The 22,972-nt window shown below is 75.9% G+C and carries 22 protein-coding genes; 20 read left to right on the forward strand and 2 right to left on the reverse strand.

The genetic code is table 11. From position 1 onward, the window contains the following. Window positions 1-3 precede the first annotated feature (3 nt). The 3 genes from ACFYUV_RS35775 to ACFYUV_RS35785 all read left to right on the forward strand — a co-directional run bounded on the left by ACFYUV_RS35775 (window position 4) and on the right by ACFYUV_RS35785 (window position 1,997). The gene (locus tag ACFYUV_RS35775; RefSeq protein WP_387676766.1) at window positions 4-1,209 is read left to right on the forward strand and encodes an SMI1/KNR4 family protein; all 1,206 of its coding nucleotides are present in this window, start codon (window positions 4-6) and stop codon (window positions 1,207-1,209) included. 90 nt (window positions 1,210-1,299) lie between these two features. After that, a complete protein-coding gene (locus tag ACFYUV_RS35780) occupies window positions 1,300-1,755 on the forward strand; it encodes a hypothetical protein (RefSeq protein WP_387676768.1) in 456 nt (151 codons plus the stop codon). A gap of 110 nt (window positions 1,756-1,865) precedes the next feature. Continuing rightward, complete coding sequence (locus ACFYUV_RS35785; RefSeq protein ID WP_352353089.1) at window positions 1,866-1,997, forward strand: bacteriocin; 132 nt, start codon at window positions 1,866-1,868, stop codon at window positions 1,995-1,997. 58 nt (window positions 1,998-2,055) lie between these two features. Here ACFYUV_RS35785 and ACFYUV_RS35790 read toward each other — a convergent pair whose 3' ends face one another. Both ACFYUV_RS35790 and ACFYUV_RS35795 read right to left on the reverse strand, forming a co-directional pair. Beyond that, a complete protein-coding gene (locus tag ACFYUV_RS35790) occupies window positions 2,056-2,499 on the reverse strand; it encodes a PaaI family thioesterase (RefSeq protein ID WP_387676771.1) in 444 nt (147 codons plus the stop codon). A 45-nt stretch (window positions 2,500-2,544) separates the two neighbouring features. Beyond that, window positions 2,545-4,488, reverse strand: a complete 1,944-nt coding sequence (locus ACFYUV_RS35795; RefSeq protein ID WP_387676774.1) for a BTAD domain-containing putative transcriptional regulator — start codon at window positions 4,486-4,488, stop codon at window positions 2,545-2,547. Window positions 4,489-4,567: 79 nt separating this feature from the next. On the opposite strand from ACFYUV_RS35795, the gene ACFYUV_RS35800 reads away from it, so the two are divergent. The 17 genes from ACFYUV_RS35800 (at window position 4,568) to ACFYUV_RS35880 (ending at window position 22,968) form a co-directional block, all read left to right on the forward strand. After that, complete coding sequence (locus ACFYUV_RS35800; RefSeq protein WP_387676776.1) at window positions 4,568-5,443, forward strand: alpha/beta fold hydrolase; 876 nt, start codon at window positions 4,568-4,570, stop codon at window positions 5,441-5,443. Window positions 5,444-5,599: 156 nt separating this feature from the next. Further along, window positions 5,600-6,622 carry an oxidoreductase gene (locus ACFYUV_RS35805; protein WP_387676778.1) on the forward strand — a complete coding sequence of 341 codons (1,023 nt, stop codon included), beginning with the start codon at window positions 5,600-5,602 and terminating at the stop codon, window positions 6,620-6,622. Further along, complete coding sequence (locus ACFYUV_RS35810) at window positions 6,603-7,451, forward strand: sugar phosphate isomerase/epimerase family protein (protein WP_387676781.1); 849 nt, start codon at window positions 6,603-6,605, stop codon at window positions 7,449-7,451. The genes ACFYUV_RS35805 and ACFYUV_RS35810 overlap by 20 nt, the downstream gene beginning before the upstream one ends. Beyond that, window positions 7,441-8,727, forward strand: a complete 1,287-nt coding sequence (locus ACFYUV_RS35815; RefSeq protein WP_387676784.1) for a M20/M25/M40 family metallo-hydrolase — start codon at window positions 7,441-7,443, stop codon at window positions 8,725-8,727. The genes ACFYUV_RS35810 and ACFYUV_RS35815 overlap by 11 nt, the downstream gene beginning before the upstream one ends. Beyond that, window positions 8,724-9,899 carry an Ldh family oxidoreductase gene (locus ACFYUV_RS35820; RefSeq protein ID WP_387676787.1) on the forward strand — a complete coding sequence of 392 codons (1,176 nt, stop codon included), beginning with the start codon at window positions 8,724-8,726 and terminating at the stop codon, window positions 9,897-9,899. Before ACFYUV_RS35815 ends, ACFYUV_RS35820 begins: the two co-directional genes overlap by 4 nt. Further along, window positions 9,896-10,816, forward strand: a complete 921-nt coding sequence (locus tag ACFYUV_RS35825; protein WP_387676790.1) for a Gfo/Idh/MocA family protein — start codon at window positions 9,896-9,898, stop codon at window positions 10,814-10,816. The genes ACFYUV_RS35820 and ACFYUV_RS35825 overlap by 4 nt, the downstream gene beginning before the upstream one ends. After that, window positions 10,813-11,271 carry a DUF6917 domain-containing protein gene (locus ACFYUV_RS35830; protein WP_387676792.1) on the forward strand — a complete coding sequence of 153 codons (459 nt, stop codon included), beginning with the start codon at window positions 10,813-10,815 and terminating at the stop codon, window positions 11,269-11,271. Before ACFYUV_RS35825 ends, ACFYUV_RS35830 begins: the two co-directional genes overlap by 4 nt. A gap of 182 nt (window positions 11,272-11,453) precedes the next feature. Next, complete coding sequence (locus ACFYUV_RS35835; RefSeq protein WP_387676795.1) at window positions 11,454-11,981, forward strand: EF-hand domain-containing protein; 528 nt, start codon at window positions 11,454-11,456, stop codon at window positions 11,979-11,981. 169 nt (window positions 11,982-12,150) lie between these two features. Then, window positions 12,151-13,356, forward strand: coding sequence for a DegT/DnrJ/EryC1/StrS family aminotransferase (locus ACFYUV_RS35840; protein WP_358300924.1), 1,206 nt, complete (start codon window positions 12,151-12,153; stop codon window positions 13,354-13,356). Continuing rightward, on the forward strand, window positions 13,353-14,492 hold the full coding sequence (locus ACFYUV_RS35845) for a DegT/DnrJ/EryC1/StrS family aminotransferase (protein ID WP_387676798.1): 1,140 nt from the start codon (window positions 13,353-13,355) through the stop codon (window positions 14,490-14,492). The genes ACFYUV_RS35840 and ACFYUV_RS35845 overlap by 4 nt, the downstream gene beginning before the upstream one ends. Further along, window positions 14,489-15,415, forward strand: a complete 927-nt coding sequence (locus ACFYUV_RS35850) for a UbiA family prenyltransferase (protein WP_387676801.1) — start codon at window positions 14,489-14,491, stop codon at window positions 15,413-15,415. Before ACFYUV_RS35845 ends, ACFYUV_RS35850 begins: the two co-directional genes overlap by 4 nt. Next, on the forward strand, window positions 15,412-16,689 hold the full coding sequence (locus ACFYUV_RS35855; RefSeq protein WP_387676804.1) for a protoporphyrinogen/coproporphyrinogen oxidase: 1,278 nt from the start codon (window positions 15,412-15,414) through the stop codon (window positions 16,687-16,689). The genes ACFYUV_RS35850 and ACFYUV_RS35855 overlap by 4 nt, the downstream gene beginning before the upstream one ends. A 42-nt stretch (window positions 16,690-16,731) precedes the next feature. Then, complete coding sequence (locus ACFYUV_RS35860) at window positions 16,732-18,339, forward strand: class I adenylate-forming enzyme family protein (RefSeq protein ID WP_387676807.1); 1,608 nt, start codon at window positions 16,732-16,734, stop codon at window positions 18,337-18,339. Window positions 18,340-18,356: 17 nt separating this feature from the next. Then, on the forward strand, window positions 18,357-20,084 hold the full coding sequence (locus ACFYUV_RS35865) for a CoA transferase (protein ID WP_387676810.1): 1,728 nt from the start codon (window positions 18,357-18,359) through the stop codon (window positions 20,082-20,084). Further along, entirely contained in the window at window positions 20,085-21,746 is a 1,662-nt protein-coding gene (locus tag ACFYUV_RS35870; protein WP_387676813.1) for a class I adenylate-forming enzyme family protein, read from the forward strand. It abuts the gene before it with no gap. Further along, window positions 21,743-22,540, forward strand: a complete 798-nt coding sequence (locus tag ACFYUV_RS35875) for a class I SAM-dependent methyltransferase (RefSeq protein WP_387676816.1) — start codon at window positions 21,743-21,745, stop codon at window positions 22,538-22,540. The genes ACFYUV_RS35870 and ACFYUV_RS35875 overlap by 4 nt, the downstream gene beginning before the upstream one ends. After that, on the forward strand, window positions 22,540-22,968 hold the full coding sequence (locus tag ACFYUV_RS35880; protein WP_387676819.1) for a carboxymuconolactone decarboxylase family protein: 429 nt from the start codon (window positions 22,540-22,542) through the stop codon (window positions 22,966-22,968). Before ACFYUV_RS35875 ends, ACFYUV_RS35880 begins: the two co-directional genes overlap by 1 nt. Window positions 22,969-22,972: the final 4 nt, after the last annotated feature.

Consider the following 22,972-nt stretch of genomic DNA (forward strand, 5'->3'; position numbering starts at 1 on the left):
CGGATGATCACCTCTCGGGGCTTGTGGTGGGCGCTCGCGGCGGCGGCCGTGGCGGTGGCGGCGGTCGTGTTCGTCCGCCGCTCGCGAACGCCGTATCCCGCTCTGCCCGGCGAGCGTCCGGCTCCGCAAGGACCGCCTCCCGAGCGGGACGCCCCGCCGCCGTGGCCGCCCGTCCCGATCCTCGGCACGCCGACGAAGGCGGACATCGAGCGCTACGCCACCAGGCCGGCCGGCTTCTTCGACCACCCCGCCGTCGCCGCCTTCCTCGCGGATCGGCAGCCCCTCGACGGCCCCACCCGGCGGCGGCTGAACCGCTGGGCCGTGGTGGCATCGGCGGTCGTCCTGCTGGCCGGGGGCGCGCAGGTCCTGGAGTCGGCGGTGTTCTCCAAGGGAGGAGACGTCGCGACCGAGGCCGAGCACCTGCCCTGCGCCCAGGTGTACGCGGACGCCGGCGTCGGCTGCGCCACGGAACCGCAGTGGCAGGTGGATTCCGGCGCGGAGCCGGACCGCGAGTGGTCCCCGGCCCTCGAACCGGCCGACCAGCAGCGCGCCGAGTCCCAGGAACCGCCTCCCGCCCAGGAGGCCGTCGACGCCGACTGCCGTCCACGGCCGGCCGAGCCGCACGTGCGCGCGATCAACCCCAAGGTCACCCGCGCGGTGAACCGGCAGTGGCGGCGGATCGAGACCTGGCTCAAGGCCAACGCCCCCAAGAGCTACCGCACGCTGGGCGGGCCGGGAAGGGCGAGGACCATCGCGGTCGCCGAGGCCCAGACGGGCCTGTCCTTCCCCGACGACCTGCGGGCCTCGCTGCTGCGCCACAACGGCTCCGCCGTCATCGAGGGCACCTGGCCCTTCGGCTTCCTGGACAACGTGAACATGACCATCCGCCAGATCCGCGACCACTGGCGCACCCTGTGCGAGATCGACGCCACCGACGACTCGGACGACCCCCGCACCGAATGGTGGGACGGACGCATGATCCCCGTCGGCTCCGACGGCGGGGGCAACAGCCTGGTGGTCGACTCGGTACGCCGCGACGTCGGCGAGACCGACCACGAGGACAGCATGAGCTTCACCCCCGGCGGGATCCGCATCCGCTCCTACCACGCCCTGCTGAAGGCGACCGCCGACGCCCTGGAGACCGGCGGAACCGTCGGCCACTGGAAGCCCGAGGCGGCCGCCGGCCGACTGGAGTGGCACCTCCCCTGACCCACCCGCCGCACCCGTCGACAGCGCCGCGCCCGGGTGTCACGATGCAAGGATGATCGCCCCCTGGTCATCGCACCCTCCGCGCAGTACGTGGCCAGAAGGCTGGTCCTGGCCGGCGCGGCGGGGATCGTCCTCACCGTCGCCCTCCTCGCATGGGCCGCCCTGACGCCGGACCTCATCCCCTCGTTGGGGGCGCGCTACTGCGGCGAGTACACCGGCTGCATCGGCTACCTCTTCCTGACCTGGGAGTACGGCCGGTGGGTCGCGCTGGTCGCCGCCTGGCCGTTGCTGCACCTGCTCCGCGTACGCCCGGCGTGGCAGGCGACCCTGATGGCCGCGCTGTACCTGGTGGCCATCTGGCAGGTGGCGCTGCTGCTCGTGCCGGCCGACTTCGTCATCGGGTTCTACCTCATCCTCCTCAGCGGCGTGATCGCCTTCCCCGCGGCGGCCTGGACGACCATGCCGCACCTGCCGCGCGCCGTCCGGTTCGTCACCGCCGGCATCGCTCTCGCGGTCTGCGTCGTCACCTGGTCGCTCGTTCAGTGACGCGCAAGCGGGCACCCCGCCCGCTCCTAGTGATCGCCAAGACGTTCCCAAGCGCCTCCTGCGACCGTGAGTGCGCGACATTCACCACGACAAGAGGGGGACGTTCCCAGATGAACGACTTCGAGACCGGCGCCCGCGAGCTCGATGACAACGAGCTCGCCGCCGTCACCGGCGGCATGTGGGCCAACTACGACTGGATGAACTACGACTGGCGCGACGCCGTCATCGACGCCCTGCCGTAACCGCGCGGCACACCGCCGGGGCCGCCTCACGCAGGGGTGGCCCCGGCCTCGCGCCGGATCAGGGCCGGCCCATCGTGCGGACCACGACGGTCGCGGTCGCCGTGGCCACGACCTCGCCGCCCGGGCCGAGGAGCTCGCCGGCGAGGAAGCAGACGTCTCTGCCGCGCCTGACCACGCGCCCCCGCCCGACGAGCCGCCCGGGCCGCGCCGGACGCAGGAACTGCACATGGAGGTCGAGGGTCGGCGCGAACTGGTCCTCCGGCAGCGTGGCCACCAGCGCGGGACCCAGCGTGTCGTCGAGCATCGCGGCCAGGAAGCCGCCCTGGACCACGCCGACCGGATTGGCGAACTGCTCGCCCGCCCGGAACGCCACCTCGATCGTGCCCGCCTCCGGATCGACCTCGACGAGCTCCCAGCCGAGCAGCGCCGCCGCCGGCGGCGGCGGAACCCTGCCGGCGACCATGTCCCAGAACATTCCGCGTCTGTCCGCGTGCGTGGTCATGCCCGCCATCCAACAGCCCGCCACCGACAGTCCGGCGGCCATGGGTTAAGCCCCCAGCTCGGCGAGGAACCCGGCGACCGGGCCCAGCGTGATCAGGCCGCTGCCCGCCCCGGCCAGCTCCGCCGCGGCCGGGGCCAGCGCCCGGCGGGCCCGGTCCGCCGCCCGTCGGTCGCCGACCGCGACGGCGGCTCTCGCGACCAGGCACCACATGGCCTCCAGCAGCAGGTCAGGGGGCGGCTCCGGGATCCGGCCGACCGCCTCGGCGGCCTGCGCGCCGCGCCCCTCCGCCAGCAGGACGAGCGGCCGCACCCACGGCTCGTACGGCTCCCACTCCACGTCGCCCCGATCGGCCTCGCCCAGGACCGGCAGGCCGTGCCGCACCCGTACGGACAGCAGCGCGAGCGGCAGCAGCCCCCGCCGCAACCCCGGCATGCCGACGTCGTCCAGCCGGGCCGCGGCCGCCCGGTAGGCCGCCTCCTCCTCGGCCGCCGGCACCCGCCCGCCGGCCGCCTTCCGCAACACCCGGTACCAGTCGGTGAACACGCTGACCAGCGGCAGCTCGTTCCGTTCCGCCAGCCGGTCGGCGGCGGCCGCGTGCCGGTCGGCGGCCCCGAAGTCGCCGAGCGCCCCCAGCGCCTGCACGCGCACGAGATGCCCCAGCACCTCGAACGTGACCAGCCCGTGCCGCGACGACAACGCGACCAGCTCGGCCCCGATCCGGGCCCGGTAGGAGGCCAGCCCCGCCCGCTCGAACGCCTGCATGAACACCCCGTTGAGGGCGAACGCCAGCAGCGCCGGGTCGTCGAGGTGGCGGGCGATGCGCTCGGCCTCGGCGGCGGCCAGCGGGCCGCGGGCCGACCGGACGCCGCGCGACTCGACGGCGATCGTGGCCAGCAGCCGCGCCCGCGCCGCCGCGGACGCGCCGGGCGGCAGACCGCCCAGGGCCCGTTCCGCCGCGGCGACGACCTGGGCCGCCTGCTCGGGGTCGTCCGACCGGGTCCAGACCGCCGGGACGTCGTAGGCGCCGATCACCCGGGCGGTCAGCTCAGGGTCGCCCAGCTCCTCGGCCGCCGCGATGGCCGCCGTACGGTGGCCGCGCGCCGCCTCCAGGCCGCCGCCCCCGGTCACCGCGAGGTTGCGCAGCAGGCCGACCGTCGACTCCAGCCGCGCCCGGGCCCCGGCCCCCACCGTGCGGTCGTACGCCTCGGCCGCCTGCGCCCACACCCGGGCCGTGGCGTCGGCGGGGGCGGCCAGGCCGCGGTCCTGGTGCAGGATGTCCGACTCCAGGCGGCGCAGCCGGGGCCCGGGGTCCACGCCGAGGTGCTCGGCCAGCAGCGTGCGCGCCCGGCGCAGCACCGCCAGCGCGTCCCCCTGGCGTCCGGTGCGGTAGAGGGCGAGGGCGAGCAGCCGCCAGGCGTCCTCCCGCCAGGGGTGCTCGGCGACGTGCGAGTCCAGGTCGGCGACGGTTTCGGCGGCCCGGCCGAGCGCCAGTTGCGCCTCGGCCCGGCGTTCGACGGCGTGCAGCCGCAGCTCGGTCAGGCGGGCACGTTCGGCGCGTGCCCAGTGCTCGTCGGCGAACTCGGCGTAGGCCGGGCCGCGCCACCAGCCGAGCGCCTCCGTCAGCCGGGCCGGTTCCGGCGGGCCGGCGGTCACGGCCTGTTCGAAGCGCCAGGCGTCGACGGCGTCGGGCGCGGCGCGCAGGGCGTACCCCGGACCCTCGGTGACCAGCAGCCGGGCGGGGGCGCGCGGCGGACGCGCGGGCTCCAGCGCCCGGCGCAGGGCGGCCACGAACGTGCGCACCGCGCCCACCGCGTCCGGCGGCGGATCGTCCCACAGGTCCGCCACCAGCCGCGTCACCGGGACGACCCGGCGCCGGGCGACGATCAGACGGGCCAGCACGGCGCGGTGCCGCGGCCCCTTCAGCGGGATCGGCTCACCCTCGTCGTCCCAGGCCGCCACCGGCCCCAGCACCCCGAACACGCTCCCCATCCTCCCTTGCTCACCGGATGCTCATCCGCCCCCGGCACGCTGGTAATCGACCCGGTCACCCATCGAAGGAGGGCACCTCATGACCACCATCCCCGGTTTCGAGCACCGCCGCGTCCCCGTCGCCGACGGCGTCACGCTGCACGCGGCCGTCGGCGGCTCGGGCAGCCCCATCGTGCTGCTGCACGGCTTCCCGCAGACCCATCTGATGTGGCGGCACGTCGCCGCCGACCTGGCCGCGGACCACACCGTCATCTGCCCCGACCTGCGCGGTTACGGCGCCAGCGACAAGCCGGCCGAGACCGGCCCGGACGTCTACTCCAAGCGGACCATGGCCGCCGACGTGGTGGCCCTGGCCGCGGCGCTCGGCCACGAGCGCTTCGCCCTGGCCGGGCACGACCGCGGCGCGCTGGTCGCCTTCCGCGCCGGCCTCGACCACCCGGCGGCGATCACCCACCTGGCCTGCCTCGACGTGCTGCCGACCCTCGACATGTGGGACGTCATGCGCGGCGTCACCGCCGCCGTCGGCTTCCACCTCTACCTCATGGCCCAGCCGCCCGGCCTGCCCGAGCAGCTCATCGGCGCGAGCCCGGACGCCTTCTTCGGCCACTTCCTCGACCTGTGGATCAACGACCCGGCGGCCATCCCGGCCGAGGTCCGGGCCGCCTACCTGGACGCCTGCCGGGCCGCCGTGCCGTCGATCGTGGCGGACTGCCGCGCCTCGGCCGGGATCGACGTCGAGCACGACCGCGCCGACCTGGCCGCGGGCAACCGGCTGGGCATGCCGGTGACCGTGCTCCAGCAGGACTGGGGCGCCGCCCTCGGTTACGACGCCGCGGCGCTGTGGCGGGCCTGGGCGCCCGATCTGCGGCACGACACGGTCACGTCCGGACATTTCATGGCCGAGGAGTCTCCCGCCGAGATCGCCCGGGCGCTCCGCGAGCTCATGGCCCGGTAGCAGACCCTCCTGGTCGGGGGCCGTCTCGTAACTTAAAGTAATTGACATGTCACGGTAAGTTATTCGACAATGGCAGCGCCAATGAGGTCGTCCTTCCGGCGGGAAAAGTACGGGCCGGAAAGCCGAGTACGCGACGGAGTAGAGGCGCTCGCCAGCATGTTGCACGCATTCATCGTCGGGATGGGCAGATCCGGCGCAGGGCTGCATCTGCCGTCCCTGGCCAAGGTGCGCGAGGCGGCCCCCGGGCTGCTGGCGCCCGACCCGGTCGTCGTCCTCGACCCCCTGCTGCCGCCCGGCGGCGTGCGGGGAACGGTGACGGCCGGGTCGCCCGAGGAGGCCGCCGCGCTCGCGCCGCCCGACCGGACCGTCGTGCACCTGTGCACCCCGCCGCACGTCAGGGCCGGGATGCTGGCCCGGCTGGCGCCGCTCGGCTACCGCAAGTTCATCGTGGAGAAGCCGCTCGCGCTCGACCTGGTCGGGCTGGCCGCCGTGGCCCGGGTGCGCCGGCGCTGGGGCCTCGACCTCACGGTCGCCACCCACTGGCTCGACAGCACGCTCACCGGCCGGCTGCGGGCGGCGATGCGCGCCGAGGAGTTCGGCCCCCTGCGGCAGATCCGGGTGGTGCAGAACAAGCCCAGGTTCACCCGCAGCGCGGCGCGTCCCGACGCCACCACGGCCTTCGACATCGAGATGCCGCACGCGCTCGCCGTGGTGCTCAGCCTGGCCGGCGGCGGCCGGATCTCGGCGGCGTCCTGGGAGGACATGGTCACCGAACGGCTGCGGCTGCCCCGGCTCGGACGGGCCAGGCTGCGGCTCGACCACTACTCGGGCGTGCGCACGGAGATCGACTCCGACCTGACCTCGCCCGTACGGGAGCGCCGCATCACCCTGCACTTCGACCACGGCACGCTCACCGGCCACTACCCGTGCAGCGACGCCGACCACACCGCCCAGCTCAGGGTGGCCACGGCCGAGGGCGAACGGCGTACGGTGTTCACCGACGACGCCCTGCCCGCCTTCCTGCTGGCCGCCTACCGCCGCTACGCCCGCGCCCGCCGCTCGCCCGGCGCGCTGCCCGTCCAGGTCGACGCCGTGCGACTGCTCACCGAGGCCAAGCACCTGTGCGCGGCGCACGAGCCGGGGCGTGAGGGGGCGCCGCGTGCCGGCACCACCTCCTGAGCTGGCCGGCATCGGCGACGAGGCCGCCCCCGACCTCGACGGCCAGCTCGCCGCCGTGGGGGAGCTGGGCTGGAACCGGCTGGAGCTGCGCACGGTCGACGGCGTGCCGGTCGCCGCGCTCGGCGAGCAGGCGTTCCGGCGCGCGGCGCGGCGGTTGCGCGAGGCGCGGGCCGAGGTCGTCGCGGTCGCCTCGAAGATCGGCGACTGGTCGCGGCCGGTGACCGGCGACTTCGCGCTCGACCTGGCCGAGCTCGACGTGCTGGCCCGCCGCTGCCCGGTGCTGGGCACGCGGCTGGTGCGGATCATGTCCTTCCCCTCGGGCGGCCTGCCCGAGCCCGAGTGGGGGCGGAGGGTCCGCGACCGGCTGCGCGAGCTGGCCCGCCGGGCCGAGGACGCCGGGCTGCTGCTGGTCCACGAGAACTGCGCCGGCTGGGCGGGCGACCGCGCCGACCGCATGCTGGACCTGGTCACCGGGATCGGCAGCCCGGCGCTGCGGCTGCTGTTCGACATCGGCAACGGCGTCGCCCACGGCTACCCGGCGGCCCCGATGCTGCGCGAGGTCGTCCCGTACGTCGCGCACGTCCACGTCAAGGACGCCGTCACCGGCCCCGGCGGCGAGGTCGTCTACGTGCTGCCCGGCGAGGGGCGGGCGGGCGTCGCCGAGTGCCTGCGCCTGCTGTCCGCCCACGGCTACGCCGGCGCCCTGTCCATCGAGCCGCACCTGCGGCTGCGCCCCCACCTCGACGACCCGGGCGCCGGTGACCGGGCCGCGTTCGTCCGGTACGGGCGGGCGCTGGAACGGCTGGTGGGGCAGGTCGATGGACGTTGACGCCGTGCCTCTCGACGCGGCGGAGCGCGACCTGCTGCTGAGGCTGCTGCGGCTGCCCACGGCCGGCCCGCTGGAGACCGGACCGGCCGGGCCGCCGCCGCGGCTGCGCGAGGCCCAGGAGCAGTACGCGCGGGCCGCCGCGGCGCTCGGCTTCCGCACCGTGCGGCACACCTCGGTGCGCCCGGCCGAGCTGGACCGCGCCGACGTCCCCGCGCCCGTGCGCGAGGCCCTCGGCCTGCCCGGCTTCCTGGACGGCCAGCCCAGTCTGGTGCTGCGGCTGGGCCCCGGCCTCCCGGCGTCCCGCACGGTGATGTTCAACGTGCATCTCGACACGGTCGCCGGCGGCGGACCGGCCGGCTTCGACGGCGAGCGCTTCCACGGCCGCGGCGCGATCGACGCCAAGGGCCCGGCCGTCGCGCTGCTGGCCGGGCTGCGGGCGGCGCGCGCGTGCCGTCCGGCCATCGGGCGCGAGGTCGGGGTGCTGATCCAGGCCGTGGCGGGCGAGGAGGGCGGGGCCATGGGCGTGCTCGGCACCCGCCCGCTCGTCGAACGCGGCTACGTCGGGCGGCTCAACGTCTTCTGCGAGCCCACCGGCGTACGGTTCCTGCCGCGCAGCACGGCCGCCGCGACCGCGCGGATCGTGGTGGACGGCGACCACGCCGTGGACGACCGCCCGGCCGCCGGGCACAACGCCACGGTCCTGCTCGGCTTCCTGGCCCAGCACCTGGCCAGGGCGCTCGACCCGGACACCGTGTGCGTGGCGGGCCTGCACACCGGCACCCGCCACAACCAGGTGTACGGCCGCGGCTCCCTCCTGCTCAACCTGCCCTACGCCACGCCCGCCACCGGACGCCGCCTGGAACGGGACCTCACGCGCGCCCTGGACGACGGGCTCGCGGCCTTCGCGGCGGCCTTCGGCGGCACCGCCCTGTTCGCCAGGACCGCCCGCGACGCCAGGGCGGTCACCCGGCTGGAGTGGCGCAAACGCGGCCTGCCGGTGCTCGACGACCGCGACGCGTGGGGCCACGCGCTCCTGCGCGACCGGGCCGGGATCCCGCCCTGGCCCGCCGGAGAACCGGCCTTCACCTGCGACGCCATCTGGATGGCGGGCGTCGGGGGCGCCTGCACGGTCGTCCTGGGGCCGGGCGACCTGGCCGGCAACAACGCCCATGCCGAAGGGGAGTTCGCGCGGGCCGCCGAACTCGCCGGGTTCGCCGCCGCCGTGGCCCGGCTGATGATCGCCTTCACCGACGACAGGATTGGACGAGGAGCATGAACCCCACCGCCTCACCCGCGACGGACGCACCGCCCGCGCAGCCGTACCCGCCGGGCCCGGCAGTCGCCCGGCCGGCGCGGGCCGCCGTCCGGGTGCGCCACGACGACCTGCTGGACTTCGTCGCCGCCGTGTTCACCACCCGCGGCCTGGCCCCGGAACGCGCCCGCGAGGCCGCCGCCGCGCTGTGCTACGGCGACCTGGTCGGCATGACCTCGCACGGCCTGGCCAACCTGACCCGGCTCTACCTGCCGCTGTTCGACGAGGGGCGGGTCGATCCGCTGGCCGAGCCGTCGGTGCTGGCCGACCGGGGCGCGGCCGTGCTGCTCGACGCCGATCGCGCCCTGGGGTTGTGGGCCGCCGGCCTGGCCATGGAGATCGCCGCCGGCCGCGCCTCGACGTACGGCGTCGGCCTGGTCTCCGTACGCGGGGGCACCCATCTCGGCTGCGCCGGGCACCACGCGCTGCGCGCGGTCGAGTACGGCATGATCGGCGTCATCGCGAGCAACTGCGGCCGCCAGCGCATCGCCAGGCCGCCCGGCGGCGCGGTGGCGATGCTGGGCACCAACCCGATCAGCGTCGCGGCCCCCGCGGGCGGGCATCCGCCGTTCGTGCTGGACATGAGCACCACCGCCATGCCCACCGGGCGGGTCAGGCAGGCCGCGCGGCACGGCGAGGAGCTGCCCGAAGGGGTGCTGGCCGCCGACGACGGCGCTCCCGTGACCGACGCGGCGGCGTTCGACGAGGGGCGGGCGCACCTGCTCTGGCTGGGCGGCCAGGCCGGGCAGTACAAGGGCTTCGGGCTGGGGGTGGCGGTCGAGGTGCTGGCCGCGCTGGTGTCCGGCGCGGGTCTCGCCGCCCACCCCGACGCCCACGACGGCGACGGCGGCCCGAGCGGGCGCGACGACGACATCGGCTTCCTGGCCCTGGCCGTCGCGCCCGGGGCGTTGCGCGAGGGCCTGGAGGGCGACGCGGCCACGATGTTCGGCGCGCTGCTCGGCTGCCCGCCCGCCGACCCCGTCTCACCGGTGAGCTATCCCGGCTGGCACGAGCATCGCCGGGCCGAGGAACACCGGCGCTCGGGCGTCCCGCTCGGCACGGACCTGTACGACGAGCTGGCCGCCCTCGCCGCCGCCACCGGACTCGACGCCCCCGCCCTGGTGGTGGCGCGGTGAGCGCCCGGCTGCGCGTCGCGGTCATCGGGCTCGGCGTGATCTCGCGGTTCTACCTGGCGGCCCTGCACAGCTCGTCCGGGCTGCGGCTGGCCGCGGTGTGCGACACCGATCCGCGCGTCCTGGAGGGGCACCGCGTCCCCGGCTACCGCGACCACGTCCGGCTGCTGGAGGAGGAACGGCCCGACGCCGTCGTGGTCACCGTCCCCAACGACCTGCACGCCCGGGTCTGCGCCGACGCGCTGGAGCGGCGCATCCCGGTCTGCGTGGAGAAGCCGCTCGCCCTCGACGCCGCGCAGGGCAGGCGGCTCACGGACCTGGCCGCGAGCTCGGGCGTGCCGTTGTTCACCGCCTTCCACCGGCGCTACAACTCCGCCGTCGGACGGCTGCGCGCGGCGTGCGCGAGCGCCCGCGTCGAGGAGCTGACCGTGCGCTACCTGGAACGCATCGAGGACCACGCGGGCGACGACTCCTGGTACCTGGACGTGCGCCGCTGCGGCGGCGGCTGCGTCGCCGACAACGGGCCCAACGCCTACGACCTGGTGGACCTGCTGCTCGGCCCGGCGCACGTCGTCTCCGCGCACGTCGACCGGGACGCCGCGGGGGCCGACCGGCAGGCGGACGTCGAGCTGCGCGCCGGCGCGGCCCGCGCGCGCGTCCTGCTCGACTGGTCCTACCCGGGCGAGCGCAAGGACCTGGAGGTGCGCCTGGCCGACGGCCGCAGCCTGTACGCCGACATGCTGGCCGGCCACTCCGGCTTCAAGAACTCCCTGTGGCACGAGTACGAGGGCGTGCTGGCCGCGTTCGAACGCTCGGTGCGCTACGGCACGCCCGACGGCGAGGGCGGCCTGCCCGCCCTGCGCTTCGTCGAGGACGTCTACCGCCTGGAGAAGGCCGGCGCGGGACGGGGTGCCGCGTGAACCCCGACGAGGACGGCCCCAAGACCGCGGTCACCGGGACCCTGCTGAAGGTGCTGGTGCACCGCAGGCAGGACCGCGGCATGCGGCTCGAACCGTACGCCAGCCGGTGCGTGCGCGCCGGCGAGGTGCACGAGCTGGTCGCCACCGACCACACCGAGACCGACGCGGGCGCCAGGATCGACCGGGTCGCCTTCCTGGGCTTCGCCGAGATCGTCGCGGCCGGCGTGCTGGACCGGGGCGACGAGGTGTGGATCGGCGGGCGCCGGGTCGGGGTGCTGCTCGGCTTCGACGGCTGCCACCTGCCCAACCACTACAACGTGCTGATCCACAGCGATCCCGCGGTCACCGGACGGGAGCTGGGACTCATGCCGGGCGAGCCGCTGGTGTTCAGCCAGGCCCTCCCGGACGAGCCCGAGGAGGGCGGCGCCCGCGTCTTCCGCTGGCCCCTGCTGTAGAGCCGATCTTGGGGATTCCGATTACTTTCCGTGACCTCTGGTTTACCTTCAGTCACTCAGGGTAATCTGTTGATTGCGCACAGTAGTGGGAACCACTCGTTTTCGAGCCCACTAGAGGTCGCGTCCTTCCCCCCGATGATCCCCACCACGGCGGGCGGGCGCGTGTCACGAAAGGACAGACAATGGCTGCGGGCACCAAGACGACCAGCCGGCTGGAAGAGCGCTTCCGCCTCTGGGACAACGACGGCTCCGGCGCGATCGAGCGCTCCGACTTCGAGAACGAGGCCGACGGCATCATCGAGGGCCTGGGCGTGCAGGGGACGCCGCAGGCACATCAGCTGAAGCAGGCGTACCTGGCGATGTTCGACCACCTCGCGGGGGCGGTGGGCGCGTCGCGCCTCGACCAGGCGCAGTTCCTCCAGGCCGCCGAGCGCGAGATCATCAGCAGGGGCGACGACGGGTTCGCCCAGGTCGTGGGCCCGACCATCCAGGCCATCGTCAACGTCCTCGACCGTGACGGCGACGGCGAGGTCGACTCCTCCGAGATGGCCAAGTGGTTCGCGGCCATCGGGCTCGACGGCGCGGTCGCCGCCGAGGCCTTCCGGCAGATGGACACCGACGGCACCGGCAGACTCTCCGTCTCCGAGCTGGTCGCCGCCGTCCGCGACTACCACCTCGGCAAGAACGACATCCCTCTGCTCGGCAGGTGACCTAGGCCCGAGCAGGCCGAAGGGTCGCCCAGAGCCGCTGTCTCCGGGGCGGCTCCGCCGAGGGAGCCGTCCGGGGGCCTTGTCCCCGGGCGGCTCCGCCCGAAGAAGGGGCCGTCCGGGCCGCATCCCCGGGCGGCCCCGCCGCCACCATCGCACCAGGACGGGAACCTTGGAGAAAACACTCTCCCCGCCCGGGGGATCGCCGCCCCGCGCCGCCGCCGCTCCCATCCCCTTCTTCTCCCAGGCGGCGACGTTCGACCGGCTGTGGAAGGAGATCCGCGCCGGGTGCGTCGACGTGCTGGACCGCGGCAAGTTCTCCCACGGCGCGAAGGTCGCCGAGCTCGAACGCCGGCTCGCCCTGTGGACCGGCGCGGCGCACGTCGTCGGCGTCAACTCCGGCACCGACGCGCTGGTGCTGCTGCTGCGCGCGGCCGGCCTGCGGCCCGGCGACCAGGTCGTGGTGCCCGCCTACAGCTTCATCGCGACCGCCAGCTCCGTCGTGCTGGCCGGCGGCGTGCCGGTCTTCGCCGACATCGAGGAGCACGGCCACGGCATCGACCCGGCCTCCGTCGACGCCGTGGCCGGGCCGCGCACCACGATGGTCATGCCGGCGCACCTGTTCGACCGCCTGGCCGACCTGCGGGGCGTGTGCGAGGTCGCCCGGCGGCGCGACCTGACCGTGCTGGAGGACAGCGCCGAGGCCATCGGCATGCGCCTCGACGGCACGCACGCCGGGCTCGTCGGCGCGGGCGGCGTGCTGTCGTTCTTCCCGTCCAAGACCCTCGGGGCCATCGGCGACGCCGGAGCGCTGCTCACCGACGACGACGGCATCGCCGAGACCGCGCGGGCGCTGCGCCACCACGGCCGCGGCGGCCGCACCCTCGACCACTTCCCCGGCATCGCCAACCCCACGATCCTGCCCGGCTGCAACAGCAAGATGGACGACCTCCAGGCCGCCGTCCTGCTGGCCAAGCTCGCCCGGCTCGACGCCGACATCGCCCGCAGGTCCGAGCTGGCCACCCGTTACGACGCGCGGCTGCGCGACGTGCCCGGCGTGCTGGCCGTGCCGGGCGCGGCGCCGCCGCACCCGGGCGGCAACCGCGTCTGCTACGTCTACCTCGTCGAGGTCGAGTCCCGCGACGCCCTGGCGGCGCACCTGGCCGCGGCGGGCATCGGCACCGAGGTCTACTACCCGGTCCCGCTGCACCTCCAGCCCTGCTTCGCCCACCTCGGCCACGTCCGGGGCGACTTCCCGAGGGCGGAGGCGGCCTGCGAGCGGGCGCTCGCCCTGCCGCTCTACCCCGACCTGTCCGACGCCGCGGCCGACCGCGTGTGCGACGAGATCGAGGGCTTCTACCGAGGGCGGCGCGGATGAGCCGGGTGCCGTTCTTCGCCGCCGGCCTGTTCGAGGCCGACCGGGCGACGCTGCTGCGCACGGTCTACGCCGTCGGCACCGGCGAGGCCCAGAAGTTCATCCTGGGCGAGCACACCGCCCGGTTCGAACGCGAGCTGCGCCACCGGCTCGGCGCGGCCGACGTCGTGGCCTGCTCCAGCGGCACGTCCGCGCTCACGCTGGTGCTGGCCGCCATGGACGTGGGCCCCGGCGACGAGGTCGTGGTGCCCGCCTTCGGCTGCGCCCCGCTGGCCGCCACCGTGGTCGGCGCGGGGGCGCGGCCGGTGTTCGCCGACGTCGACCCCGTGACGCTCACCGCCGACCCCGCCGCCGCCGAGTCGCTGGTCACCGGGCGGACCAAGGCGGTGATGCCGGCCCACATGTTCTCCGTGATGGCCGACATGCCGCGCTTCCGCGAGCTGGCCGACCGGCACGGCCTGCGGCTGGTCGAGGACTCCGCGCTGGCCCAGGGCGGCACGCTGGGCGGGCGGCCCGCCGGCCGGTGGGGGGACGCGGGCGTCTACTCGTTCGTGCAGGTCAAGACGTTCGGCATGCCGGGGGAGGGCGGGGTGGTGATCACCGACGACCCGGCCCTGGCGGCGCACGTACGGATGCTGCGCAACCACGGCCAGGACGGCGCCCGGCGTTTCCACCACCGCCGCGTCGGCCACAACAGCCGCTTCGACGAGGTGATGGCGGCCTTCCAGCTCCACCGGCTCGCCGGCCTGGACGACCGCCTGTCGCGCCGGGCCGAGATCGCCTCCTACTACTCCCGGCGTTTCGAGCCCCTGGCGGAACGCGGGATCGTGGCACCGCCCGTCGGAGGGGACGGGCGGTTCCACTACGTCTACACCGTGCTCACCGAGCACCGGGACGCGCTGGCGGCCCACCTGGCCGCCCACGACATCGCCACCCACGTCTACTACCCGCGCACGCTGCCCGCCCAGCCGGCCTTCGCCCGCTTCGCGCCGCCCGGCGCGTCCTGGCCGGTGGCCGAGTCCGCCGCCCGGCGCAACCTGTCGCTGCCGCTGCACCCGCGGCTCGCCGACGCCGAGGTCGAACGGATCGCCGACGCGGTCTGCGCGTTCGCCCACGGCTCCCCGCAGGAGAACCCATGACCGACCAGGTGGTCACCCGCGGCCTCGGCCCCTACGCGCGGCTGGCCAAGCTCGACATCTACGACTACTACCTGGGCCTGCCGCTGGTGTGGTCGCTGCTGCCGCCGGCCGGGCGATGGCAGCCGTACGCCGTCGGCCTGCTGCTGTCCGTGCTGATCGCCGAGGCGGCCGTGGTGGCCGCGATGGTCGGGTTCGACGACATCACCGGCCACCGCGACGGCAGCGACGCGGCCAACTACTCCTCCGACGCCGCCCGGCGCAGACTGGCCCGCAAACCGCTGGTCGCCGGCACGCTCACCGAGCGGCAGGCGCTGCGCTTCGCCTGGACGGCCACCGCGATCAGCGCCGTGCTGTGGGCCGCGGTCGTGGCCGCCGCTCCCCACCGGCCCGCGTGGGTGGTCGTGACGGCGGCGGCGTGCGTGGTCGCGGCCGTGCAGTACTCGTGGGGGCTCAAGCTCAGCTACCGGGGGTTCCAGGAGCTGTTCCTCGTCGGGCTCGGCGTGGGGTGGGTGCTGGTGCCGTACGGGCTGCTGACCGGGCAGGCGAGCGGGTTCGTGGCGGTGCAGGCGGTGCTCTTCGGGCTCGGGCCGATGATCTTCGGCCTGTACTCCAACACCAACGACGCCCGCGGCGACCGGGAGGCCGGGCGGTTCACCGTCGCGGCGCGCACGTCCCCGCGGGTCAACGCCGCCTTCGTCACCGCGGTGAGCGCGGCCGAGAGCCTGGTCGTCGGGTGGGCCGTGGCCGCCGGGGTCGCGCCCTGGTGGTTCCTGGGCGTGCTCGTGCCGCTGGTCTCCCTCCGCGTCACCCAGCTGGTGATCGGGTTCGTCCGCGGGGACGTGCTGCGGGCCCGGCGGGTGGCGATCCGCACCCACCGCGTCACCGTCGGCGTGCTGATCCTGGCCAACCTGGTCCTGGCATGAACGTGGACGTCGCGGTGGTGGGCGCCGGGCCGGCCGGCCTGGCGGCGGCGTACGCGCTGGACCGGGCCGGGCTCGCGGTCCGCGTCCTGGAGGCGGCCGAGGCGGTGGGCGGGCGGATGCGCACGCTGCGGGCGCGGGGCTGCCTGATCGACACCGGCGCCGAGATGTTGCCGTCCGCGGACGGCTATCCGGCCACCTGGCGGCTGATCAGGGCAGTCGGCCTCGACGCGGCGGCCGTGCCGAGGGTGCGCGACGCCGTCGGCGTGTGGCGCGACGGGCGCGTCCACCCGCACGTCGGCCGCCCGCTCGGGCTGCTCACCGGCGCGGGCCTGCCGCCGCGCGCCCGCCTCGACCTGGTACGCCTGCGTCTTCGCCTGGCCCGCGGCCGTCCGGGCCCGGAGGCCACCGTCGCCGACCTGGTCGGGAAGTACCATCCCGACCTGCGCGCGTTTCTCGTCGAGCCGCTGGTCGCCGGGTTCTTCGGCTGGGACGCCGCGCGTTCGTCCGCCGCGGTGTTCGCCGAGCACCTGACGAGCTCGGGGAGCACGAACACCTGGCACACCTACCGAGACGGCATGGACACCCTGGCCAGGGTGCTCGCCGCCGGGCTCGACGTGGTCACCGGGCACGAAGTGACAGGGGTGGTCCCGTGCCCGGGAGGGGTGCGGCTGGAGTCGCCGCGGGGGAGCGTGAGCGCGCGGGCGGCGGTCCTGGCCGTTCCCACGCCCGTGGCGGCCCGGCTGCACCCCGGCGCCCCGCCGGAGGAGCGGGCGTACCTGGAGGCGTGCACGTACGCGCCCATGCTGCGGCTCAGCCTCGTCCTGTCCCGGCCGGCGGCGCCCGGCTGGCGCGGGTTCGCCACGCTCGTGCCCGCGGCCGAGGACCCCGTGCTCAACGTGATCACCGTCGACCACCACAAGCACCCGGGCCGGGCCCCCGCCGGTACCGGGCTCATCTCGCTCATCACCTCGCCGCAGGGCACGGCCGCGCTCATGGGGGAGAGCGACGAGAAGGTCGCCGACCAGCTCGTCGGGCGCGCCGAGCGGTTCGTGCCCGGCCTGGCCGGCCGGGTGGCCCGCTTCCACGTGCACCGCTTCCCGCACGGGCTGCCGGAGGCGACGCCGCGGGCGCTGGCGCTGCGGGCGGCGTTCGAGGGGCGTCCCGGGGCGACGGTCGACTACGCCGGCGACTGGGTCGCCCTGCGGCCGTGCAGCGAGGGCGCGGTCGCGGCGGGGGAACAGGCCGCCGCGCGGGTGCTCGCCCGCCTGTCGTAGCCGCCTGCCCGCCGTCCGCCCGTTTTTCAACGACGTACGCGCATGGAGAGAAATCAGATGGCCTTCTTCACCCGGCCCATCGAGTTGGGCACCCTTTTCGACGACCTCGCCGATCGCGGACGCGGGACCGGCGTGCACGTGAGCCGTCCCCTGGACATCGCCCCCCACCTGGGCGCCGACCTCGGCCTGCCGGACCTGGCCGAGCTGGTCAGGGAGGCGGCCGGCTGGCTGGCCGCCGCCGGCGCGCGCCGGGGCGACCGGGTCGCCGTCGTCAAGCGCAACCACTGGGACTACGTGCTGCTGTCCTGCGCCGCCGCGCGCATCGGGGCGGTGCCCGCCACACTGTCCGCCGACCTGCCGCCCGACGTGCTGGAGATCCTGCTCAAACGGCTGGAGCCCGCGCTGCTCGTCACCGACGCCGCCCTCGCCGCCCGGCCCGGCGTGGCCTTCCACGCGCCGCGCACCCTGGTCCTCGACGGCACGGCGAAGGGGCTGCTGTCGCTGGACGACGTCCGCGGCTGGGCCGTGCCGCCGGTGCACCGGCCCGCCCTCGACGACCCGCTGGCCGTCATGCACACCTCGGGGACGACCGGGGTGCCCAAACTCGTCGTGCACTCCACCCGTACGCTGCTGCGCCGCCTGGCCGGGTTCGAGGCCCACCGGTGGCCGGTGCTGGGCAGCCGTCCCGACGACGTCGTGGCGAGCGCCATCTCCTTCGCCCACGGGCGGGCCTTGGCCTGGACCGCGAGCGTGTTGTGGCTCGGCCCCGCCAAGGTGCTGGCCGTCTCCGCGCCCGGCTGGGAGGAGGCCGGCCCGTTCCTGGCCCGGCACCGGCCCACGACGCTGGAGGCGCTGCCGGCCACGTACGTGCGGTGGCAGCGGCGCGCGCTCGGCGAGGCCGGCCCGTTCGCGCGGGTGCGCCTGTACATCAGCACGTTCGACGCCGTGCACCCGCCCACCGTGCGCGCCTTCCTGAACGCCACCCGGCGCCGGCGGCCGGTGTGGATGCAGGGCTGGGGGCAGAGCGAGACCGGGCCGCTGACCTTCCGCCTGCTCACCCGCCGGTCCATGGCGGACGGCGACAGCCGCCACCCCACCACGCGCGACCTCGGACGTCCGGTGCCCACGCGGACCCGGCTGCGGGTGGTGGACCGCGAGACGTTGCGTCCGCTGCCGCGCGGCGCGAGCGGGCTCGTGGTCTGCCGCACCAAGGCCCTGTGCCTCGGGTACGTCGGCGAGCAGGAACGGTGGCAGGGCAAACGGCTCGGAGGGTGGTGGCACACCGGGGACGTCGGGACGCTCAGCCGTACCGGCCGGGTGCGGTTCGTGGACCGGGAGACCGACACGATCCCCGGCGCGAGCTGCGTGGAGCTGGAGGACGTGATCGACGACCGGCTGCCCGAAGTGCTGGAGTGCGTGATCCTGGGCGTTCCCGGACGGCCGTCCCTGCCGGTCGTGGTCACCGAGGACGGCGGCCTCGACCGCGACGCGTGGCGGCGGGCCGTCGCCGACCTGCCCGAGCTGGCCGACCCGGTGGTGATCACCTGGGACCAGGTCCCCCGCACCGGCACGGGCAAGGTCCGCAGGACGGCGCTGCGCGAGCTGCTGGGCGAGACCCCCGACACGTACGGCACCGGGCGGTGGACGTGACGCCGGGTTCGCGGACCGTGGGCCGGTCCGTCGCCGAGCGGGAGGCGGTCGCCCGGCCGCTGGCGGGCGTGGTCGTGCGGGCGCGCGGCGAGTCGGTGGCGTTGCGGGTGGCCGTCCAGCGGTTGTGCGCGCTGGGCTGCGAGGTCCGGTTCGACGGCGCGCCGCCGCCGGACGGGTCGCCCGCCGGATGGCTGGGGGTCGCCTCCGCGCCGTTCGGCAGGCCGGGGGAGGCGCTGCCGGAGTGCGGGATCGGCTGGTCGGGGCCGGTCGGGGTGCCGATGGAGGGCGAGCGCGACGTGCAGGCGGCCTGCGGGATCGCCCACGTGCACGGGCGGGCCGCCGGCGGGCCGAGGGCGCTGCGCCTGGACTACGCGTCGGTGTGCGCGGGGGTGCTCACCGCCCAGGCGCTCACGGCGGTCCTGCTCGCCCTGCTGCGGGGCGGGCCCGCGCTGGCGGCGCGCACGTCCGTGGCGCAGGCGGCGCTGCTCGCGCTCACCCAGTACATCGCCGTCGCCACCTGTGAACGCTTCGACCCGCCCCTCTCCGCCGGACGCGTGCCGTCCCCGGGAGCGGGCCGGGTGCCGCCGTTCCGGTCGGCGGACGGGGTGCGGTTCGAGATCGAGACGTTCGACGCGGAGTGCTGGCGGCGGTTCTGGGACCTGCTCGGCGCCGAGCCGAGGGCCGCGGCGGCGGGCTGGCCGCCGTTCCAGCAGCGGTTCGCGACGGCGACCTGCACGCTGCCGGCCGGGCTGGGCCGGACGGCCGCCGCCGCCGGATACCGGGACGTCGTGGCGGCCGCCGCGGACGCCGGCGTCAGCGTGCTGCCCGTACGGGACGCGGACGCGCCGCTGGCGCCCCCGCCCGCCTCGCCGTGGCGGCTGCGCGCACTGACCGAGGACGCCGCCGAGGCCGCCGCCGGGGAGCCGGCCGGCCTGCCGCCGCTCGCCCGGGACGCCCGGGGCCCGCTGGCCGGGCTGCTCGTCGTGGAGTCCACCAACCGGGTGCAGGGGCCGCTGGCCGGCCACGTGCTCGGCCTGCTCGGCGCGGACGTCGTACGCCTTGAGCCGCCCGGCGGGGACCCGCTGCGCGGCGTGCCGCCGATGGCGGGGCCGACCTCGGCCCGGTTCCTCGCGCTCAACCGCGGCAAACGCGCCCTCGAAGCCGACCTCAAGTCCGCCGCCGGACGCCGGGCCGCCCTGCGCCTGATCGCCTGCGCCCACGTGTTCCTGCACAACTGGCCGCCCGGCCGGGCCTGCTCGTACGGGCTGGACCACGACGACCTCGCGCCCGTCCGGCCGTCCCTGGTGTACGCGCAGGCCGGGGGGTGGGCCGAGGCGCTGCCCCCGCCGCAGCCCATGGGCACCGACTACCTGGTGCAGGCCTACAGCGGGGTGGCGGCGCGGCTGGCCGGGCCCGGCGAGCAGCCCGCGCCGTCCCTGATGACGCTGACCGACGTGCTGGGCGCGCTGATCAGCGCCGAAGCCGTCGTCGCGGCGCTGGTGGCGCGCGCCCGCACCGGCGCCGGCGTCCGCGCCGGGACGGCGCTCATCGACGCGGCCCGCCTGCTGCGCGTCACCCCGCCCGGGACGCCGCCGGGGAGCCGGGAGGCCGCGCCCGTGACGGATCTGGCCGCCATGGCCGACGACCCGGCGTTCCACCGGGTGCTCGACCGTACCCCGCAAGCCGCCTACAGCCGTGCCCCCTGGACGTTCGTGCCAGCCCCCCACCACGAGGAGGCCCTCTGAATGCGTACCGACCCCCTGCCCTGGACGTCGGCCAACGGGATCGTCCTGGCCGACCGCGTGCCCGCGGGCGTGCGCGCGGCATGGACCGCCCGCGGCTGGTGCCCCGGCCTGGACCTGTACAGCCTGTTCAGCCGGCACGTGCGGCGCACGCCGGAGCGTGCGGCGGTCGCCGACGAGACCGGCTCGCTCGACTTCGCCGCGCTGGACGCCCGCGTGCGCCGGGCCGCCGCCGCACTGGCCGCCGCCGGGCGGGGAACGGCCGACATCGTCGCCGTCCTGCTGCCCAACGGGCGCGACGCGGTGGTGGCCGAGCTGGCGGTGGCCGCCGTCGGCGCGGTGGCCCTGCCCATCCCGCACACGCGGGGACGGCGCGACATCGCGGGCCTGCTGAACCGGTCCCGGGCGGCCGCGCTGATCACCGTGCCCGAGCTGGCCCTGGGGCTGCGGGCCGGGCTGCCGTACCTGGAGCAGACATGGACGTTCGGCCCGCCCACGCCCGGCGCCCGATCGCTCGACGAGGTGGCCGAGCAGGACGTCCGCGCGTGGCGGCCCGCGTGCCCGGACGCCGAGCGGCCCGCCCGGATCCTGCTCTCCTCCGGCACCGAGTCCGAGCCGAAGATGGTCGCCTACTCCCACAACGCCATGGCCGGGGGCCGGGGCGCCTACCTGCGGGCCGTGCTGGGCGAGGACGGGCCCACGCGCAACCTGCTGCTGGTCTCGCTGGCCTCCTCGTACGGCTCCTGCGGCACCTCCGTCCTGCTGGCCCGGCACGGCGGCACGCTGATCCTGCGCGCCCGCTTCGACGCCGCCGACGCGTTGCGCGCCGTCGAGCGGCACCGCCCCACCCACCTGTACGGCGTCCCGACGATGTTGCGCCGCATGGCCGACTCGGCGGCCGAGGCCGACCTGTCGTCGCTGCGCCGCGTCGTCAGCAGCGCCCAGCCCCTGCACGGCGAGGCCAGGCAGGCGTGCGCCCGCCGGTTCGGCGTGCCGCTCGTCAACGTGTACGGCTCCACCGACGGCGTCAACTGCCACACCGGCCGCGCCCCGGACCGGTGGGCCCCCGGCCTGGCCGGAACCCCGGACCCCGCCGTCGCCGAGATCACGATCCGGGACGCCGACGGCGAGCCGGTGCCGCCGGGCGAGCCGGGCGAGATCTGGGCCCTCGGCCCGATGACCCCCCTGTGCTACGTCGCCGCCCCCGACCTGGACGACCGCTACCGCGCCCCCGGCGGCTGGGTCCGCACCGGCGACCTGGGCCGCCTCGACCCCGACGGCACGCTGTGGGTCCTCGACCGGATCAAGCGCGTCGTGATGCGCGGCGGCCTCAGCATCTCCCCGGCCGAGGTCGAGCGCGAGCTCAGCGCCCATCCCGACGTCGCCGACGCCTTCTGCGTCCCGGTGCCGGACGACGACCTGGGGGAGCGCATGTGCGCCTGCGTGTCGCCGCGGCCCGGCGCGAGACCGCCGTCCCCGGCCGAGCTGATCGTCTACCTGCGCGAGGAACGCGGCCTGGACCGGCGCAAACTCCCCGAACGGTTCCTCTGGCTGCCCGAACTGCCGCTCGGCCCGACCGGCAAGGTCTGCGCCGCCACCCTCACCCGCCTGGCCGCGCAGTCGGCGGTGCCCGTCCCGCGCAGCCCGATGAGGAGCGGCCGATGAGCCGGACCGCCTACGTGTTCGGCGAGCGCCGCGACCACGTCGCCGAGCAGCACCGCTGCCTGGAGCTGGCCTACGACCCGATGACCATCGAACGCCTGGCCGAGGCGGGCGTCGGGCCCGGTATGCGGTGCCTGGAGGTGGGCGCGGGCGGTGGCAGCGTGGCGGAGTGGCTGGCCCGCCGCGTCGGATCGGCCGGGAGCGTGCTGGCCACCGACATCGAGCCCGCCTTCGAGCCCGTGACCCCACGGCTGGAGGTGGTCAGGCACGACATCGTCCGCGACCCGCTGCCGGAGGCCGCGTTCGACGTGGTGCACGCGCGGCTGGTGCTGCTGCTCCTGCCGGAGCGGCTGGCCGTGCTGGACCGGCTCGTCCGGGCGCTCAAGCCGGGCGGCGTGCTGCAGCTCGACGAGTTCGACATCACCTACGGCCCCGGGCTGCTGATGCCCGACCCGGCCTCGGCCGAGCTCTACGAGACGTTCATGCAGGCCAAGATCCGCGTGATGACGCGCGCCGGGGTGGACGTGGCCTGGGGACGTCACGCGGCGGCGGCGATGCGGCGGGCCGGGCTGACCGGCGTCGACCCCAGGCCCCGGGTGGAGTTGTGGGACGCGCGCTCGCCGGGGGCGCGGCTGGTCGCCCACCACACCAGGCACCTGCGCGACCGGTTCGCCGAGGAGGGCCTGACCGACCGGCAGCTCGCCGACGTGCGCGCGCTGCTGGCCCATCCGGACTTCCGCGCCACCTCGTGCGTGACCTACTCCGTGCAGGGCCGCCGTCCCCTGGAGGTGGCGTGATGCGCATCGACCTGCACGGCGCCGCGCCCGGCGTGCATGCTGCGATGGCCCGCTTCGACGCCGCCGCGAGCCGGGAGCTCGATCCCGCGCTCGCCGAGCTGGTCCGGGTGCGGGCCTCGCAGCTCAACGGCTGCGCGGTCTGCCTGGGCATGCACACCCGCGCCGCCCTGGAGGCGGGCGAGGACGCCGAACGCCTGCACAACCTCGCCCTCTGGCGCGACAGCACCCTGTTCACCGGGCCCGAACGCGCGGCGCTGGCGCTCACCGAGTCGATGACCAGGATCGCCGAGGCCGGGGTGCCGGAGGAGGTGTTCGACGCGGCCCGCGAGCACTTCGACGAGACCGCGCTGGCCCACCTGCTGTGGACGATCGCCGCCATCAACGTCTGGAACCGGGTGGCGATCGCCGCCGGCCCGCCCGCCGGATAGGCGG

Source organism: Nonomuraea sp. NPDC003560 (assembly GCF_042878785.1).
Lineage (GTDB): Bacteria > Actinomycetota > Actinomycetes > Streptosporangiales > Streptosporangiaceae > Nonomuraea.